We start from the raw sequence: 18678 nt of genomic DNA on the forward strand, positions 1-18678 counted from the left end.
TTATTTTTTTTTATATTTATTTTAATTTAAATTTTTATTTTTTTTTTTTTTTTTTTTTTTATTTTTTTTTTTTTTTTTTAATTAATTTTTAAATTTATTTTTTTTTTATTTATATTTTTTTATTAAAAATAAAATCAAAGTGAATAATAAAAACCAAATTAAATAAAATTGTCCCTGTATAGACAAAGCCCAAAAGTGTTCAACAGGTGTTTTCATTTGACTGGAATCTAAATAATCCGTGCTCGAAAAAGCAAGTTGCCAGTTTTGATAGAAAAACATGGAGGCAAATACTTCATGTATAGTTTTATCTAAAATTGATTTAGGTAATAAAAACCAACTTAAAACCAGAACAATTGCAAGAATAAAAAATACAGAAGGAAGTAATCTTTTCATCAATTTGGTTACATATGGAAGAAAACGAAATTCCCCTGTTCGATTAATTGTGGAAACAATTGAAGTAGTAATAAGAAAACCTGAAATTACAAAGAAGACATCAACCCCGCCAGAAACACGATTAAGCCATATATGATAAACCGCCACCAGCAGTGCGGCAACAACACGTAACCCTTCGATTTCGGGTCTGAACTTACTCTCAGTATTAATTAATTTTTGATTCATTCGATTCTATCTCCTACCTTTTGTCATGCATACAATTTAAAATTATATCACTTTACAATAATGATTTGTCAACATAGTAGAAAAGGTTCTTTAATTTTCACAAGTACGGATTTTTTTCCAACTTTTCAACCAATGCCCCTTACAGAAAATGTCGTTGCCTGGGCACGAAGTCTACAGCAGAACGTTACTTTATGAAAAAACGTCAGTCCACCATGGGGCATTATGGATATTTGGAAGCAGACGCAAACTCGGCATGTTACAACTTGTTATTCAGAAACATAATCATGTTTTTTTTAAAATATATGTTTTATCCTGTCCCATCCGGGTATATGAATACTGTAAGACATTCTCACCAAAGGAGATGATAGTGCATGATGAGTACAATCAGAAGCCAATGGAACAAAGAGAATGACGCAGCGGTGTTTAGTCCCGGTGATCAGCGTTAGAGTCAATTGAAGAGTTGGATGATAATCAAATATGGGAATTACTAGTCTTCTCATCCAAAGGAGGAGGATACGATCATGAGTATTTACAGCCTATGGAATCCAGAGAATGATGAAGCAATTTTCAGTCCGGGTGATCAGAAGCCATTCAGTACGCTCATACGAGTAGATTCGGATAAACACACACACACTGACAAAACACTTGAATATGAATTACATGGCACCGTACTGAATGAAATTTAAGAGATGCAGCGATATATGGAAAGGGATGGAGCGAGCGCTCCATCCCTTTCTGCCGTCTTTTTCTTTTATACCAATTTTGCGTTCATAAAGCTGCAACCTTGTTTTCTGGAAAGACGGGCCTGCCGACAAGGAAATTTCCCCATACCTGCTCCATGCAATTAACTCCATAAAAAAAAGAGCCCTTCACCATGGAACTAAAAGTGAAGGACTCTTTCTTTTATTTATCGAATTTCAGTTTTGCCAAGGCATCCGCCAATGCAGTATTGATCGGCTCTTCTTTATTTTGCTTTTTCATATAATTGGATACTTCATTTTTGGATACTTTTTGATTCTTATTTTGCCCTTTACGTTTATTGTAAGAAGAAAGTTTTTCGTGAAAACCGCATTTACAGGTGAATGTCTGTGCGTCTCCTTGACCGCGCATTTCCATCTTTTTGTGACATTGTGGGCATCTGGCATTTGTTACACGTGAAACACTTTTTTTGTGGCCGCATTCACGATCTTGGCAGACGAGCATTTTACCCTTTTTACTATTCACTTCTAGCATCAGCTTGCCGCAATCAGGGCATTTCGTTCCTGACACGTTATCATGCTTGAATTTTTGGTCACTATTTTTGATTTCAAAAACGATATTTTGGGCATAAGCGCGCATATCGCCGATGAAGGCCTGTTTTGGAAGCTTCCCTTTTGCTATCGCAGTTAACTTTTGCTCCCATTGGGCTGTCAAAGCTGGAGATCGCAAGTCTTCAGGTGCCAATTGAAGAAGTTGTTTTCCTTTCGAGGTAACATGAAGGCCCTTTCCTCTCTTCTCGATCAGGAAGCTATTGAACAATTTTTCAATAACGTCAGCCCGCGTTGCCACAGTTCCAATCCCGCCAGTTTCACCAAGAGTCTTGATGAGCTCTTTGCTTTCCCCTGCCATGAAACGTGCAGGATTCTCCATCGCCGAAAGAAGCGACCCTTCATTGAATGGTTCCGGCGGTTTCGTTTCACCCTCTGTTTGTTTCACGGTCGAAATGGTTAAACTGTCACCTTTTTGAACATTCGGAAGCAGTTGCTCAGCAAGGCCATCCTTAGCTTCTTCCTCATCGAATTGGTGATCATAGACTTCCTTCCATCCTGATTTCAGGACGACCTTCCCTTTTGCCATGAACGTTTCCTGCCCCATTTTTGCGGTGATGGTCGTTTGTTCATATTCAAAAGGCGGCATCAATACAGCAAGGAACCTTTTAACGACCAAATCATAGATTTTCAATTCTTTGTCGCTCAGTTTTCCCGGCAGCGGCGTTTGCTCAGTGGGGATGATTGCATGGTGATCAGAAACCTTGCTATCGTCCACGAACGATTTATTGGTTTTAATCGGGCTGCGCAGAATCCTAGATGCATACTGGGCATATGGTTTAATGCTTACAGCCTGTAATCTTTCTTTTAGCGTATCAACCAAATCCGTTGATAAAAAGCGTGAATCCGTCCTTGGATAAGTCAAGACCTTATGGCTTTCATATAATCGCTGCATGATCGATAACGTCTCTTTCGCCGAATAGCCGAATTTCTTATTGGCGTCCCGTTGAAGTTCTGTTAGATCATATAATGAAGGGGCAAAACTTTTCTTATGTGCCTTGTTCACTTCAACCACTTCTGCACTTTTCCCCTTAACGGCTGCAAGAACCTTTTCTGCCTTGTTTTTATCGAATGTGCGGATATCTTTTGATTGGGCATCTTGCCAGACGAGGCGCAAATTGGGTTCTGCAATGGCCGAAACGCCATAATATTTCTTAGGTTGGAATTGTTTTATTTCCTCTTCTTTTTTTGCAATCATCGCAAGTGTCGGTGTTTGGACCCTCCCGCAGGATAACTGGGCATTATGCTTCGTTGTTAGGGCACGTGTCGCGTTCATCCCAACGATCCAGTCCGCTTCCGCCCTTGCTACAGCAGAGGCAAATAGGTTTTCATACTCCTTGCCATCCTTCAGATTTTTGAATCCATCTTTGATCGCTTTATCCGTTACAGAGGAAATCCAAAGCCGTTTGACCGGCTTCTTCACATTCGCTTTTTCGAGAATCCAGCGTGCAACAAGTTCCCCTTCACGGCCTGCATCCGTTGCAATGATGACATCCTTGACATCATTGCGATTTAATTGTGTTTTAACCGATTGAAATTGTTTGCCTGATTGCTTGATCACGACCAATTTCAAAGCAGGCGGCAGCATGGGCAGGTCCTCAAGGCGCCAAGTTTTATATTTTTCATCATAAGATTCCGGATCTGCATGGGTGAGCAAATGACCTAGTGCCCAAGTGACGATATACTGATCGCCTTCAAAAAAGCCATTACCCTTTTTCCCGCAATTCAGTACTTTTGCTATATCTCTGCCGACCGAAGGTTTCTCGGCCAGTACGACTGTTTTACTCATAATAACATCCTTTCGCTTTTAAACTGGTTCCTCCATTATCTCATATAATTTAAGACAGGGCGATAATGCACGGCATGGCATTGGATCCATTGGTTCACATTAAGGATTACCCTTCGAGGGGCTCCCCGTACCCACATATATGTAAATTAATAGATTAGATAGCATTCCCGTGCAGATTTTAGTATGATGAAACGTAGGGATTTTTTCAAATTAATTGGGAGGTTCAATATAAAATGAGCTTACTTTCTATAGATAAATTAGCACACAGCTTTGGCGACCGTACCTTATTCAAGGATGTCTCGTTCCGCCTGATGGCCGGCGAACATGTTGGTCTGGTCGGGGCAAATGGTGTCGGGAAATCAACGATGATGAATATCATTACAGGGCAACTTATCCATGATGATGGACGGGTCGAATGGACACCTGGTGTCGAATATGGCTATCTTGATCAACATACGATACTTTCAAAGGGTAAATCGATTCGCGACGTCTTACGGGATGCATACTTACCTTTATTCGAGCAGGAAAAAGCACTGAATGAAGTTACAGAGAAAATGGGCACTGCCACTCCGGAGGAACTTGAAGAACTCTTGGAACAAATGGGTGAAATCCAGGACAAGCTGGAAGCCGGCGGTTTTTACAATCTGGATATTAAAATTGAAGAAGCGGCACGCGGTTTAGGGTTGGATGCAATCGGTTTGGACCGTGATGTCTCTGCCCTAAGCGGCGGACAACGGACAAAGGTTTTACTAGCCAAGCTACTTTTGGAACAGCCTGAAGTACTGCTCCTTGATGAACCGACGAACTACTTGGATGTGGAGCATATCCGCTGGCTGAGCAGCTACTTAAAGGAATATCCTAATGCATTCTTATTAATTTCGCATGATACCGAGTTCATGAACGGCGTCGTCGACGTCATCTTCCATCTTGAATTTTCTAAATTGACCCGTTACACGGCAACTTATGAAAAATTCCTTGAGCTGGCTGAATTGAATAAAAACCAACATATTAACGCCTATGAAAAACAGCGCGAATTCATTAAAAAGCAAGAAGATTTCATTGCAAAGAATAAAGCACGCTATTCAACGACCGGACGGGCAAAGAGCCGTCAAAAGCAATTGAATCGCATGGAACGCATCGATCGTCCGGAAACTGCAATGAAACCTACCTTTGACTTTAAAGAGTCACGTGCGAGCAGCCGTTATGTCTTTGAAGGTGAAGATCTAGAAATCGGATATGACCGCCCATTGCTTCCGAAGTTGTCCATGACCATCGAGCGGGGAGAAAAAATTGCCGTGGTCGGCTGTAACGGAGTTGGTAAATCCACTCTATTAAAAACGATTTTGGGTAAAATCGATCCTCTAGGCGGTAAAAGATCACTTGGCGATTTCCTTTTTTCTTCGTATTTTGAACAAGAAGTGAAAGCAGGCGATACGACGCCGATCGATGAAGTATGGAATGCATTTCCGCATCTGGACCAACCGCAGGTACGTGCGATTCTTGCCCGTGTCGGTTTGAAAAATGAGCACATTACACGTCCGATGAGCCATCTAAGCGGTGGAGAACAAGCTAAAGTGCGCCTATGTAAACTCATGCTTACCGAAAGCAATTGGCTGTTATTCGATGAACCGACGAACCATTTGGATGTCGTTGCAAAAGAAGAACTGAAACGTGCATTGAAAGAGTATAAAGGAACGATTGTCCTCGTATGCCATGAACCTGATTTCTATGAAGATTGGGTTACCAAAGTATGGGATGTAGAAGAATGGTCGGCCCAAAATTAATCTTTTTCGGGGATGTCGCAGAAGCGGCATCCCCTTTATTAAGGAATAAATAAAAAGGCTGACTGAAAAGGCTCCTTCAGTCAGCTTTCATTTCCTCATCATGCAGCTTAAACTCGTTCCGCCACCAAGGTATATGTTTTCGGAAGCCCAATATCATGGATTTTATGATTCGGTTCTTCCTCGAGCACTTTAATAACGAGCCCTGATTGACCTATTGACGTTATAAGTTCCCCGATTGTCCATTTACGCTGTACAACTCTTGAAAGGCTCCCTTTTTCCTCATCCGGCATATGCTTCGAAAAAGCGACCTCATTATTTTCGATTGCCGGAGCGAAATAGTTGCCTGTGACTTTGCGTTTTTTACCATTTGAAGTAATGAGCTTTGTTGAAATCGGGTGAAATTCATGCAGTACGAATCGGCCTCCAGGTTTCAGCATCATTTTAATTTTTTCAAATAACGGCTGCAGATCTATTAAGTAATGAAGTACACCGAGCTCCATTAAAACCAGATCCTGATTCCCCGATTCATGCTCGGATGATAGCGAAAGGACATCCGAAACTATATACTCGATGGAGACTTTGGCGCCACTTGCCAGCTCATTTGCAAACATTGCGTTTTCCTGGGAAAAATCAACGACTTTCACTTCTGCTCCCAATATGGCCAGTGCAACAGCCTTAACACCGTTCGATCCCATCAAATGAGTGATTTTTTTGCCGGATATTTCCCCCATATATTTATAAAAAGGGTGCAGTCTCCATTTTGGGTTCTGTTTGATTTTTGATGCCAATTCAACGGGATCTCCATAACGATTGACAAGCGCTAAATAATTATTCTGGTTCCACGCCTGTTCATTTTCCGCTGTGAACCCCTTCTGCTCGGCTGATAAGTAAGCATGAATCTCGGCACTGAACTTTCTCATTTCTTCTTCGTATAAATAACTGTAGAACGACCTGCACCAAACCTCCATATCCCCCATCTTTATGGATAAACGATAAGGGTCCGTTTTAATGGTCGTGTTAAACCGGCAGCGAACAGTGACAGAAATCCCCTCGACATCCATTAGAAAGAATGCAGTCTCAGGACTTCTTTCAGGCTTTGTTGGCGCGTATTCGGAAAAAAGATCCAAAGCCTCATTAAAGACATCCCATTGTACATCCATGTCGATTTTCTTATATTCATCGATATCCACTCCTTGTACGAAAAGAGCAGATCGACCTGAATATTGGTAGGGAATATTAGCTTGATCCAATATGTTCGCCATTAATGTGATTGTTTGATAATAACTTGCCTTCATATGTACCTCCTAAACATCAAAAGAGCATGACAATTATTCTTCTATAGCAAATTCCAAACCGGTACTCGTAATGGCAATCAGCTCTTCATCGTGGCGATCTATGCCATAAACGAGTAATGTAACAAGCATATATATGGCTCTGAACCGGGCTAGGCTCTCTGTTTCCTTTTCGATTTCACCATAGATTTCGAAAAAAGCCCTGCGCACCTCTTTTGGGAAATAACTGTATAAAAAGGAGAAATCAATGGCTGGATTCCCGATATGAACATCTCCCCAATCAATAACACCTGCGAGAACGCCTTCGTCATCAAGTAAAACATTCCGGATATGAATGTCTCCGTGAACGAGTGAAATCGGATGCTGAACGTCCAATTCACCTAAGGTTTCAACAAAATCCTTAACTGCATGCGCCTGTTCAAAGTATCCTAGGTTTATTAGATTCGAGACATTTTCCATAAGTGATTTCTTTCGATAGTGTACATCAAGCCTCATCATCCCATCAGGCTGCACACCCAAACGCATAGCCCTTTCGACAGGGAAACTGTGAAGAACCTTCAAAAAGCGGGCAAATCTTTTTGCCGATTGGACCTTATTTGCTTTTGTTCCTTCTACAGGCAAGTGTCCCTTCACCATTTTATAACCGGTAAAAGGATAAGGATACAAAGTGCTTGGTTTCCCAAAAAAGATTGGTTCAGGGATAGCAAGCGGAAAAGTGCCTGCAATGGAAGGCAAAAGCTGATTTTCCACTTGAATCAACGTAACTGCAATAGGGCGGCGGGGAAAACGGAATACAAATTGCCCATTGATTTGTATGACCGTGTTATCGAAACCCTCCCCAAGTTGCTTGATCTCTTTCAACTCAATTTCCGGAAACTGCAGCATGATCAATTTCCCTGCCAGATCCAGAGAAACTGGATATTCTGCCAACCAAGGCTTGTTCACTCCCGTCTCCCCCTTTTACCGGTTTCTCCCTCTATTGGGGCTGCTGCCAGATCCACCTCTGCGATTACTCGCCCCTTGTGTACTAGTTGATCTACGGCTGTCTCTTTGACCCCCTCGTGGATTGTCACGCTTTTGTCCACGGCTGTCTTCCGAGCGGCCACTCCGCGGATTCTCTCGCCTTGGTCCACGGCTGTTTTCCGAACGGCCTCCCCGTGAATCCTCACGTATAGGTCCGCGGCTGTTTTCCATCCGGCCTCCACGTGGTTTCTCCCTCTCGACTTCACGATTGTCCGCTTGATTTACAGAACGGTGACTGCCCCGATTCGGTCCTCTCGTATCTATCCGTTCCCGATGTTTCCTTCCCCCTCCCGAACGCGGGCGGCGGGTACCCTCATCGGAAGAGTCATCATGACGCTTCCTTTTTTGCCTCACCTCATCGGGTTGGAACATTTTCACTCCTTCAATCGTCCTTCTTTCGATTTTCATGGATATCCCTTTTTCAATATCGCTTAAAAGCTGAAGATCCTTCGTTGCTATGAAGGTTACAGCCAAGCCGTTCTCACCCGCTCTGCCCGTCCGGCCAATTCGGTGGATGTAACTTTCTGCATCCTCAGGAACATCATAATTAAACACATGGGTCACGCCTTCTACATCAAGCCCTCGTGCAGCAACGTCCGTTGCCACTAAATATTGAAGCTTTGCGTCTCTGAAGTTTTTCATCACACGTTCCCGCTTTGCCTGTGAAAGGTCACCATGAAGCTCTTCAGAATTGAATCCAGCTGCCTTCAGGGCATCATTCAAAACCGAAACACGCCGTTTTGTACGGCAAAATATGATCGCAAGGTATGGCTGTTCTTCTTTGATCATGTTGATTAATGAAGATTGTTTGGCACGATCGGTCGTCTCGATGACAAGCTGCCTGATTTTCTCGACCGTTACTTGCTCGGCCTTCACAGCGGCAGTTAAGGGTTTAGTCATGTAGCGTTTTGCCAATTGATGCACCTGTTCAGGCATCGTTGCTGAAAAGAGCAGCGTTTGGCGCTCATCTGGAAGCTGTCCCATGATCTCTTCCACTTCTGGTAAAAACCCAATATGAAGCATTTGATCAGCTTCATCAAGCACAAGTGTTTGAGTTTGTGAGAGATCAATGGTGCCTCTTCGTAAATGATCTAATAACCTTCCTGGAGTGGCGACCACCACGGAGATGTTTCTTGTCAGCTTTTTCATTTGCTGCTCGACATCCTGTCCGCCATAAACTGCAAGCACTTGAAGTCCCTCGATTTCATCAGCGAATTTTTTCAATTCAGCAGTGATTTGCAAAGCCAATTCCCTGGTTGGCGTGACGATCAATGATTGTATGTGGGATGCGGCGGGATCGACCTTTTCCAAGATTGGCAGCAAAAATGCCAAAGTCTTCCCCGTTCCCGTCTGCGCCTTCGCGATGACATCCCTTCCAGCAAGGATATCTGGTATCGATTTCTCCTGAATCGGGGTAGGGGCGGATATTCCTATTTGCTTTAATATGTTATTAATCGCCGGGCTGACGCCAAGGTCGATGAATTCTGTCATGTATGGGCCTACTTTCTGAATTTCTTCATTTAATTGACTGATAAATCCACTTTAATGGTAACAGCTTCGTTCACTTCATGTCATTATCCTTAGTCTAAGCTATTTGTTAGTATATCATTATCTATTTTCGAGAAAACCTGTACCTTAAAATTTTTCATGCTATTGTACTTTAGTTATTTTTCTAATATAATTTATAAGATTTATTATCATCGAGCTACTTACTTGAAAAAGGGTAAGCATCTCCTCCTTGTAGATTTTTGCAAGGATTTTTTGTATAGAAAAAAGGAGTGACCGCATGTTTAAATTAAAAGAACGGAATTCAAATATTAAGACGGAAGTACTTGCGGGGCTTACAACCTTTTTAACACTGGCTTATATCATCGTTGTAAACCCCATGATCCTTTCTGATGCCGGTGTTCCATTCGACCAGGCATTCACAGCAACCATAATCGCAATAATAGTCGGTACCCTATGCATGGCCCTTTTAGCCAATTACCCAATTGTCATAGCACCGGCAATGGGATTGAATGCTTATTTTGCATACTCGGTATTGGGAACCCATGATATCTCATATACAGTTGCTTTCTCTGCAGTCTTTGTTACGGGCATCATCTTTATCCTTTTATCCCTAACCTCTTTCCGTTCAAAATTGATCGAGGCCATACCAAATAACTTGAAACATGCTATCAGTGCCGGAATCGGGCTTTTCATCACCTTCATCGGACTGCGTTTGTCAGGTGTCGTCACACAGCATGAATCCAACCTGGTTACCCTTGGAAGCTTCAGGGATCCCAGCGTGGCGCTTACATTGGTTGGTTTGGTCATAACGATCGTACTGATCGTTCGCAATGTGCAGGGAGCGATATTCATCGGAATGATCGTGACTGCCATAATCGCTTTCTTTACAGGCCAATTGGAAATTAACGGCCTGGTTTCCACCCCTTCATTACCTGAAGGCATTATAGTCGCCAATCCCATCACATCTATCGCCGATGTCATTAACTACGGGCTATATGGCGTCGTCTTCTCCATTTTGCTTGTAATGCTATTCGATACGACCGGTGCTTTATTAGGAATTGTCCGCCAAGCTGGATTGCTGAAGGAGAACAAGCTTGAAAAATCCGGCAGTGCCTTCTTTGCAGATTCCGTCGGCACTACTGTCGGTGCCATGTTCGGTACAAGCCCGACCGCTGCCTCGGTTGAATCATCAGCTGGTGTAGGAGCGGGCGGCAAGACAGGTTTAACCGCTTTGGTAGTGGCCATCCTTTTCTTGATAACAGCCTTCTTCAGTCCATTGATAGGAGCTGTCTCAAATGTAGCGGCAATCACTGCACCTAGCTTGATCATCGTGGGAAGCATGATGATTAAGAGCATTAATGAAATTGACTGGACACACTTTGATGAATCATTCCCAGCCTTTTTGGTCATTGTCGCCATGCCTTTGACATCAAGCATCGCCAACGGGATAGCACTCGGATTCATCGCCTACCCCATTTTAAAAATGGCAAGAGGCAAATTCCGTGAAGTGCATCCGTTCGTGTACATGTTTGCTGCCCTATTTCTTTATCAACTGATTTTCCTGGCTTGATCATCTCATGAAGGGCACCATGGGATAATAAAAAAGAGTGTTCAATTAGGCTAATTGAACACTCCTTTATTTGTTTACGTGCAATTATTTTATAACGTTTTCTTTCTGCTTACCTTTAATCACGCTTGGCACCCCAACAGCCGTGCAATTATCGGGAACGGATGTCAAAACAACTGCATTTGCCCCCACTTTCGAATTCGTGCCAATTCGGATGCCGCCCAATATTTTAGCGCCCACTCCAATATATGCATAATCACAAACCTCAGGAGCTTTTCTGATTTCTTTACTTTGCCCGAACGTTACTTGATGCAATATTGTAACATGATCCCCTATTTTAGTAAACGGATTGATTATAATGCCTTTTGCTCCATGTGGGAGGTGCAATTTTTTCCCTATTTGAGATTGCGCAGGAAATTCACAGTTCATGAAGAGTCTTATAATTAACAAATCAATCATGCGGTACAAAATCCATAATACTTGTTTTAAGATTGGAACGTTCACTTTATAGTAAATTATATTGCCTATCCGGTAAACAAACATGACGATTATTCCGTGGATTCCGCCCAATCTCCCCCAGTTACTAATAAATGCCAATTTATTTATCCATTTAAATAATCCCATAGCAAACCTCCTAGGAGCATGAATTTAATTCATCAAACAGAGATAGTAGTTTTTCCTTTTCATTCTCCCAATTATATTCTTTTCTATATGCAGCTTTTCCTCGTTCCCCCATGTTCGCGGCCATGGCTGGGGATTCCAGTAAATAAACCGCTTTTTGAACCATATCATCCATGTTTGCTACATCGGCCGATACTCCACAGCTCCATTTATCCATTACATCTTGAATAAGAAAATCAGAAACCATAAATGGAATGCCAGCGGCCATATATTCAAAACACTTTGTTGTTTTACCACCCATGAAATTAGGATCAGGAACTAAAAATGCCATGCCTGCATGTGCTTTCTGGATGGATTCGAATGCTTTATCAAAGGCCATTACACCCTCTAGACTGATATAATCTTCCAAGCTGTTGTCCAGGATGAAGGTTTTCAATTTTTCGATGTAGCCTTCACTGCCCGTTCCAATGATCTTCATATGAAACACTTTCTTTAATTCTACTAATCTTTTTGCAAGAATCAGCATGGTTTCCCCGCCACGTATATCAGAGATGCTTCCTAGGTAGATAAAGGTGAAAACATCTTCTTTTCCTTTGTTTTCTTTCATTTCAGGAATTTTCGGGTAATTGTACACATCTGTTGTTGGACAAGTTAAGAACTGATAATCCTCTTTATACGTCATTTCTGCAAACACGACCCCGCTGCATGCCCTTAGCAATCGTTTCTCCAAATGACGATATATACTCAATGCAATTCCGGGGATTTTTTTTCTCATAAGGACCTTTGGTACATTTTCATGCATGTCATAAACAATGACTGGATGATAACGGGGAATTCTCCTTATGAAGCTCATTAAAATCAGCAGCTCCGGATCATGAAACTGAATCACATCAGGTTTATCTTTATTGATCTTGCGGTAAAGAGCAATCCAATTCAACATTCGCCCTTTCCTTGATCTCTTAGTCAACAATTCAACTTCGATATTGGCAGGGATGTTTTCAGGGATCAAGTTATTTTCAATCGCTATATGCTTCACCTTGTACATTCCCGTTTCTCCAAAAGAAAAGGCTTGCCGGAAATAAATCCTCGTATCATTCCATGGGTGCACCGAACTAATATTATAAAATAACTTCATCTGTTATCTCCCTTTTGTAAATCTGACCCTAACAATAAATACATGATAACGAAAGTAAAAAACATCCCGCCTGTCACAAACGTTGTGGTAAGCGCAGTATCCGCTAAACACCATGCAGGTACAACAAACAGGATTATGCCGACACCTTGCCACTTTTCATTTTTCGTCAAGCTATCATAAAACCATAATATCGCTGCCAAGATCACTGTATAAACCAAGAATCCAATATAACCGAAATTAGCATAAGCATCGGCGAACATATTGGCATTGGCAGCCATTTCTGGTCGGCCAAAGTACTCTGTACCGATAATGTATGGCGGACTCTTGTCATAAACAGGATCTATGAATTTTTCTAAAATATTATACGATAGCAAGGCTTTTGGATGAGTTGAAAAGAAGTCTACATAATAGCTTGTCAGCAAGCCCGGTGTGATGATCATCCTTCTGGCAAATAAATTAGAAAAATATTCCTGATCAAGGATAAAATCAAGAAAAATGCTGATGCCTAACAGCGAACAAAGACTTATACAAAAAAGTATGGAAAAATCCCTTCCCTTCTTCCGAAAAGCAATGAATACAATGATTAATAATCCAGTCGATAAAAGAGTTGACTTCAAGCCATTGACGGTGTACAAAAGGTATTGCAGCCCTAGTCCGATAACCACATAGGTATATTTTTTTTTGCATAAGCCAATGGTCACGATTAATGGATTACATACTTTTGCAAGCCACTGTATAATATAGCCTGCAAGAGGGGTTAGTTTCGTTCGAAAGGCCATTCGCTTATCATAGATATCCTCGGAATTTATAGGAGGTTTTAGACTAATTCCGCCCGAAACTTTGAAGATGTAAAGAAAAAAAATCAATAATGTTATAACAAAAATGATTTTTAATAGACCGAGATTAACATTAGGAGGTGTAATCTTCATGGCTGGCAATCTATTTACATTTCCAATGATAAGTAAACAAAAAAACAAAAGAACATTCGTATATATAAAATCAGGCTGCAGCGTAAATAAATAGTTCGGAACCCATACTACCGGTATATAGACAATAAAATACAAAATCCAGAAAACGAGTTCCGACGGCTTATCCAGTTCCTTTTTTATGAATATGGCTGGCAATATAATAAAAAACATGGAAATTACTATCATGACTGCACTTGGATGTTGCCGATATATATACCCCATATAAGCATATTCAGGGGAAATAAAGTAAACGTAGGATATATCCAGTAACCAGACGTATAATCCTACCAGACCCAGTTGAATCAGCTTCATTTTTTTAGATTATCCTCTCGATCTATGGAATGTATCGCCCTATAGCCAAGGAGAGCAAAAAAGTAGTAGCTGGCCCCCATACAAATGCTAAAGTATAAAATGGCTGCTTCAGCTGAACCCCCTGAAATGAATATGACCAGTACTCCAATAGAAGACAGTAACAGCCTTGAAACATCCCATAAGAGCTGAGTCCGTTGTTTTTTGATTAAAAACAATATTTGGGAAACTGGCATGACAATCACTTGACTTAAAAACATAAAAGACATCAATGTCACATACTCACCGGAAACACGCCACTCTCCTCCAAAAACAAAGCTGAAGAGACCGGGTGCCATCCATGCCAAAATTACCATTATCGGCACACCTAACATGGCCGTTTTAGTAATAATGCTCTTATACAAATGTAAAACTCTTCCTGGTTCATTTGAAATGCTTTTTGCCACTTCGGCATAGAATACTGTCGAAATACTCGCTCCCAACAAACTAATGGGTAAACCAATCGTTTTTGTAGCCATGGAAAAATGCCCTGTCACGTCAGGTCCGTATAGACGCATCAATAACAAAAATATGATTTGCATAGATAAGGAACTTAAGAGGGTTGACCATGTGGAGTATTTTGCGAATTTCTCATATTTTTTAAGTAAATAACCGATTCTCCTATAGTTCACTTTTGGCCAATGCATTCGCTTTAAGAAATATCGCCAAATGTACACAAGGGTTATTCCCCGTCCAATCATATCTCCCGCTATTAAACCTATTCCTTGATGATTAATGGAAATAAGTGAGAACTGACTTATTACATTGCTAATCGATTGAAGCAGTTTAGAGTGAGTTAACCCTTTAAACTTATCTTCTTTTAACATCCAGTAACTCATCACTTGATAGATTCCAGCAAAAAACAGGCCAATTGAAAGCAAAAAGTCATTCATTATCGAAGCTTCTATACCGTATAATCGAAATAATGATAGATTAAGGAAGCCTAAACCTATATTCAGGATACAAACGACGGCAATCGTAAACATGCTAATGTACATCAAGTGAACCGTATTACTATGTTTTTTTTCTAAAGGAATCGCCTTTTCTAAACAAAGAGATGAAAATGACATGAGAATGGCCAAAAGTGACGTATAGGTTGAAAACACACCAAAATCTTCTGGTGTATATATTCTTGTCAGTATGGGGGAACTTGCGAATAGAATAAGCTGTGCAAGTGAATTCCCTGTTAATAATAAAAGGATTTTATTCATAAATTCATTTTTTATTTTCATATTTTCAACCACGCCACATCTCTATTTTATATACTCATTTAAATTGTTCTGATTTGCCTACATTATCTTCCGTTAACGTTTCTTTTATTTGATCCGCCGGATAGTGCATGATCCAATCTAGAATCGATAAATTTTTTACACATTCTTTTTCATTTTTCACATAATACATGGGATGTATGAACTTTTGATAAACGACTTCAATACCTTCATTATGAAACAATTCTTCTTCCAAATAATCCTTTCCGCTTTTCCCGCTTAAATAGCATGTACCTCCGGTTTGCTTAACTAAGCTGACTAATCTCTCTGTTTTTCCAAAGGAAGTGTTAAAATCATTGGAAAGGTGTGTTTCTCCTTCATAATTTAAATATTTTAAAATCAATTCAAATAAATGAATATTTAAATCGACTAACAAAGCGTGTTCTTTTTGATATGCTTCATCCAACAACGGGAAGAAATCTTGAAAGTGCCGAGTTTTTTTATAAACTTCGGATATTTGCTTCAAATGATTCCTTTTCCATTTTTGATTCGGGGTATGATAACTGATTAATTTTTCATGTAACATTTCAGGCTTTTTTTGAAGCGGTACAGTTAGCCTTGACTCTTTTCCATCAGCACCTAGAATATATGTTTTATTTTGAAAATTACTTGAAGAGTATTTCACATCGGCCAAATATATAAAAACGTCCGATTGGAAAACCTTATGAATCAAACCAATCCAGGGCAGGAAATTGGGCTGGTGAATTGTGACTATCTTCTTTTTTTCCACCTACAAAACCTCTTTTGAAAAAATTAATAGGAATGTCTCCGCGTATTTACAATTCACTTGGGAACCCCTCCAACTGCCGATATGCTCCGCATTCACTAAATAATGCCCCATATACCCGGTTAGCTGTGATTGGAACACGGTAATCATACGTTTTTTATCTTCCATGAAATCTGTAATATCACTATAAATATTCGGGTGAAATTGATTGGCAGCGATGTTATTATTTTGGTTGATTTGTTCGAATTCATATAGTGTAAATTGTTTTTTCCTGAAACAGCTTCTTACCACCTTTGATAACTTTTGATGATCTTGATGACTATCATTCATCCAATGTGTGTAGACTTCGTCTGGTTCCATCTTTTCGATGATATCGTCGAGCTCTTTTATTAATTTATGGAGAGGGATATCCTCAACGTTATTACCCTCACAGTACTTAGAAAACTGTACCTCATATCCGAAATTCTTTGATGACTCCATTGCCTCTTTTTTCCTGACCTCGATATTCGAAGGGATGGAAAATATGATGTTGATAATGTAATGTCCTTGGTTCAACAGCTTACGAACGGTACCGCCCATACTAATTTCCGCATCATCCGGGTGTGCTGTTACTAGCAATATTTTTTTCATCATGTTCCTCCATTTAAAGCTTGTTCAATGATAGATATCGCTTTAAGCGTAATGTTCTTTTGTTCCATGTAGGCCGTTACATTTTTCTTTAAAACCCATTCTGAAAATTCAGTGATTTCATAATGCAAACTGTTATCACTGATAGGTTCACTTATCGTATCTTCATTGTCATTAATGATACTGCGGTAACTTATTGTGCGGATATCGTATAACGAGTGAAAACGCAAGGTTCCGTTCTCTCCGTAAATTTCCGATATTGAATCATTCGTTAAGTTAATTTTTGAAATCAACATCGTTATATTAAAATCTTCATATTCAAAGATGCACGTACCGCCTAAATCAATGTTTTTTACGATCAGTTGTTTAAAATAATAACTTTTAACGGGAACACCAAATAATTGGATGGCCGCATAAATAGGATAAATTCCAATCGTTCTTAATGTCCCGCCACCATGATTATCATCGAAAAGTGGAGCTTTCTCCCCTTTTAATAAGGCCGAATACTGCTTGGAATAGTTTTGGTACTTTAGGGTTGCCCCATGGATCTTCCCTAACTTTTTAATAGCTTTCTTTAAAATTTGAAAGTTGGGTTCATAAATGGATCTAACCGCCTCAAACACAAAAACATTTTGTTTTTCTGCAGCATCGAAAACTCGGTTGGCCTGATCGGCTGTCATGAATGCCGTTTTCTCCACAATAACGTTCTTTCCATGCTCAATGGCAGCCATCGCTTGATCATAATGGGAAGCATTTGGAGTGGCTATATAAACAGTATCCAGCTCATCATCTTCAAACACTTCATTCAGGGATCCATAAACTTTAGAAACTCCTTTTTCTTTTGCAAGCTCCTTGGCAAAATGAAATCTTCTCCCCCAAATTCCCATCACCTCTCCATTTGAACTTTCATTAATGGCATCAATCATGGCACAGCTTATTGGACCTGACCCCACCACTCCAATCCTATTTTTAATCGCCATGTTCCACTGCCTGTTTACATTTCGCTACAATGTATTTCAGATCCTCATCTGACAAATCCAAGTGACATGGCAACGTGAAATGAGATTCACGAAATCTATCGGCATTCGGGAGAGACGCAAGGGGATATTCCTCTAGCAATGTGGGCTGTAAATGTAATGGGACCCCATAACAATGCCCGGTGCTTATATGACACTCGTTTAAATGCTTTTTAAATGTTTCGCATTGCTCTTTGCTTTTAGACATGACGATTATTTTATAAAATGAAGATATATTATGGTCAGATGAAGCTTGGAAGTAAAGACCGTGTTCATGAAAAATCTCATTCAAGTTTTCTTGATAGAAACTGAAGATTTCCTGCCTGACCTGAATCATCCCATAAGCTTCCTGAACTTGCAGATAACCAAGCAATGCATTAAATTCACTAAGAAGCATGTCACCGGATAATACTTGATTGACTGCACCATTTTCATTCCCATGGTGCCTTAACAACTCACAGTATTTGATTAAATCTATATCATCCGATGTAATGACACCGCCTGTTGCACTTGTAACAATTTTAGTGGGGTACATTGAAAAAACCCCAGCAAATCCAATTGTGCCTGCTTTATATCCATTTATAGTGGCACCAAAAGCATGTGAAGCATCTTCGATTAGATAAAGATCATTCTCATCACAAAACTCTTTAATCTCAAAGATGTTATCAGGAATCCTTCCGGCAATATACGTAATTAGGACAACTTTCGTTTTAGGAGTCACGGCGTTCTTCAGGCTATTTAAATCCAAATTGAAATCCTCTAAATTAATGTCACAAAGAACGACCCTTCCTTTCGCATTTTTCACCGCATATACTGGAGAAATGAACGTATTGCTTGGCATGATCACTTCTTTTCCTTCAACATCTAGATATTTTAAAATAATTTCAATGGCGGCCGTTGCACTGGAAAGTGCGACAGCATACTTAGAATCACTGTATTGTCTGACGCTTTCTTCAAATTTCCGAGTATACTCACCTAAAATTAACCTGCCAGAATCCAAAATCCGCTCGATGTTCTTAAGGTATTCCCGTTTTACCCAACCTGTTATCACTGGCTTTGTATTTACGATAGTCTCCATG

At 40.3% G+C, this 18678-nt stretch carries 16 protein-coding genes; 3 read left to right on the top strand and 13 right to left on the bottom strand.

Going from position 1 to position 18678, the window contains the following annotated elements; genetic code table 11:
- Positions 1-105: 105 nt before the first annotated feature.
- The gene (locus ACWF5P_RS19560) at positions 106-618 is read right to left on the bottom strand and encodes an acyltransferase family protein (RefSeq protein WP_452445189.1); all 513 of its coding nucleotides are present in this window, start codon (positions 616-618) and stop codon (positions 106-108) included.
- A gap of 521 nt (positions 619-1139) precedes the next feature.
- Between ACWF5P_RS19560 and ACWF5P_RS19565 the strand changes: the two genes are divergently transcribed.
- Positions 1140-1304, top strand: coding sequence for a hypothetical protein (locus ACWF5P_RS19565; RefSeq protein ID WP_156404392.1), 165 nt, complete (start codon positions 1140-1142; stop codon positions 1302-1304).
- A 217-nt stretch (positions 1305-1521) separates the two neighbouring features.
- On the opposite strand, the gene ACWF5P_RS19570 is transcribed toward ACWF5P_RS19565, so the two are convergent.
- On the bottom strand, positions 1522-3714 hold the full coding sequence (locus ACWF5P_RS19570) for a DNA topoisomerase III (protein ID WP_452445190.1): 2193 nt from the start codon (positions 3712-3714) through the stop codon (positions 1522-1524).
- Positions 3715-3947: 233 nt separating this feature from the next.
- Between ACWF5P_RS19570 and ACWF5P_RS19575 the strand changes: the two genes are divergently transcribed.
- A complete protein-coding gene (locus ACWF5P_RS19575) occupies positions 3948-5498 on the top strand; it encodes an ABC-F family ATP-binding cassette domain-containing protein (RefSeq protein ID WP_034316019.1) in 1551 nt (516 codons plus the stop codon).
- A 107-nt stretch (positions 5499-5605) separates the two neighbouring features.
- Here the strand turns inward: ACWF5P_RS19575 and ACWF5P_RS19580 are convergent, their stop codons facing one another.
- The 3 genes from ACWF5P_RS19580 to ACWF5P_RS19590 are packed head-to-tail and all read right to left on the bottom strand — an operon-like array spanning position 5606 to position 9304.
- A complete protein-coding gene (locus ACWF5P_RS19580) occupies positions 5606-6793 on the bottom strand; it encodes a class I SAM-dependent methyltransferase (RefSeq protein WP_452445191.1) in 1188 nt (395 codons plus the stop codon).
- A gap of 33 nt (positions 6794-6826) precedes the next feature.
- Positions 6827-7735, bottom strand: coding sequence for a phosphotransferase (locus tag ACWF5P_RS19585; RefSeq protein WP_434168188.1), 909 nt, complete (start codon positions 7733-7735; stop codon positions 6827-6829).
- A gap of 15 nt (positions 7736-7750) precedes the next feature.
- A complete protein-coding gene (locus tag ACWF5P_RS19590; protein ID WP_452445192.1) occupies positions 7751-9304 on the bottom strand; it encodes a DEAD/DEAH box helicase in 1554 nt (517 codons plus the stop codon).
- A gap of 295 nt (positions 9305-9599) precedes the next feature.
- Here ACWF5P_RS19590 and ACWF5P_RS19595 point away from each other — a divergent pair, with 295 nt between their 5' ends.
- Positions 9600-10892, top strand: coding sequence for an NCS2 family permease (locus tag ACWF5P_RS19595; RefSeq protein WP_101223911.1), 1293 nt, complete (start codon positions 9600-9602; stop codon positions 10890-10892).
- An 84-nt stretch (positions 10893-10976) separates the two neighbouring features.
- Here ACWF5P_RS19595 and ACWF5P_RS19600 read toward each other — a convergent pair whose 3' ends face one another.
- From ACWF5P_RS19600 to ACWF5P_RS19635, 8 genes are read right to left on the bottom strand one after another with little or no spacing between them, the layout of a single operon-like run.
- Positions 10977-11513: a serine O-acetyltransferase gene (locus ACWF5P_RS19600; protein ID WP_402943184.1), complete on the bottom strand. Its 537-nt coding sequence runs from the start codon at positions 11511-11513 to the stop codon at positions 10977-10979.
- A 10-nt stretch (positions 11514-11523) separates the two neighbouring features.
- Complete coding sequence (locus tag ACWF5P_RS19605) at positions 11524-12645, bottom strand: glycosyltransferase family protein (protein ID WP_434168190.1); 1122 nt, start codon at positions 12643-12645, stop codon at positions 11524-11526.
- Positions 12642-13925: an O-antigen polymerase gene (locus tag ACWF5P_RS19610; RefSeq protein ID WP_434168191.1), complete on the bottom strand. Its 1284-nt coding sequence runs from the start codon at positions 13923-13925 to the stop codon at positions 12642-12644. The genes ACWF5P_RS19605 and ACWF5P_RS19610 overlap by 4 nt, the downstream gene beginning before the upstream one ends.
- A complete protein-coding gene (locus tag ACWF5P_RS19615) occupies positions 13922-15193 on the bottom strand; it encodes an oligosaccharide flippase family protein (protein ID WP_434168192.1) in 1272 nt (423 codons plus the stop codon). Before ACWF5P_RS19615 ends, ACWF5P_RS19610 begins: the two co-directional genes overlap by 4 nt.
- Positions 15194-15227: 34 nt before the next feature.
- A complete protein-coding gene (locus ACWF5P_RS19620; protein ID WP_452445193.1) occupies positions 15228-15959 on the bottom strand; it encodes a WbqC family protein in 732 nt (243 codons plus the stop codon).
- Complete coding sequence (locus ACWF5P_RS19625; protein ID WP_434168194.1) at positions 15960-16586, bottom strand: PIG-L family deacetylase; 627 nt, start codon at positions 16584-16586, stop codon at positions 15960-15962.
- Positions 16586-17563, bottom strand: coding sequence for a Gfo/Idh/MocA family oxidoreductase (locus tag ACWF5P_RS19630; protein WP_434168195.1), 978 nt, complete (start codon positions 17561-17563; stop codon positions 16586-16588). Before ACWF5P_RS19630 ends, ACWF5P_RS19625 begins: the two co-directional genes overlap by 1 nt.
- Positions 17553-18677, bottom strand: a complete 1125-nt coding sequence (locus tag ACWF5P_RS19635; RefSeq protein WP_230176061.1) for a DegT/DnrJ/EryC1/StrS family aminotransferase — start codon at positions 18675-18677, stop codon at positions 17553-17555. The genes ACWF5P_RS19630 and ACWF5P_RS19635 overlap by 11 nt, the downstream gene beginning before the upstream one ends.
- Between the last annotated feature and the right edge of the window lies 1 nt (position 18678).

This window comes from Peribacillus sp. NPDC055009 (assembly GCF_053608705.1).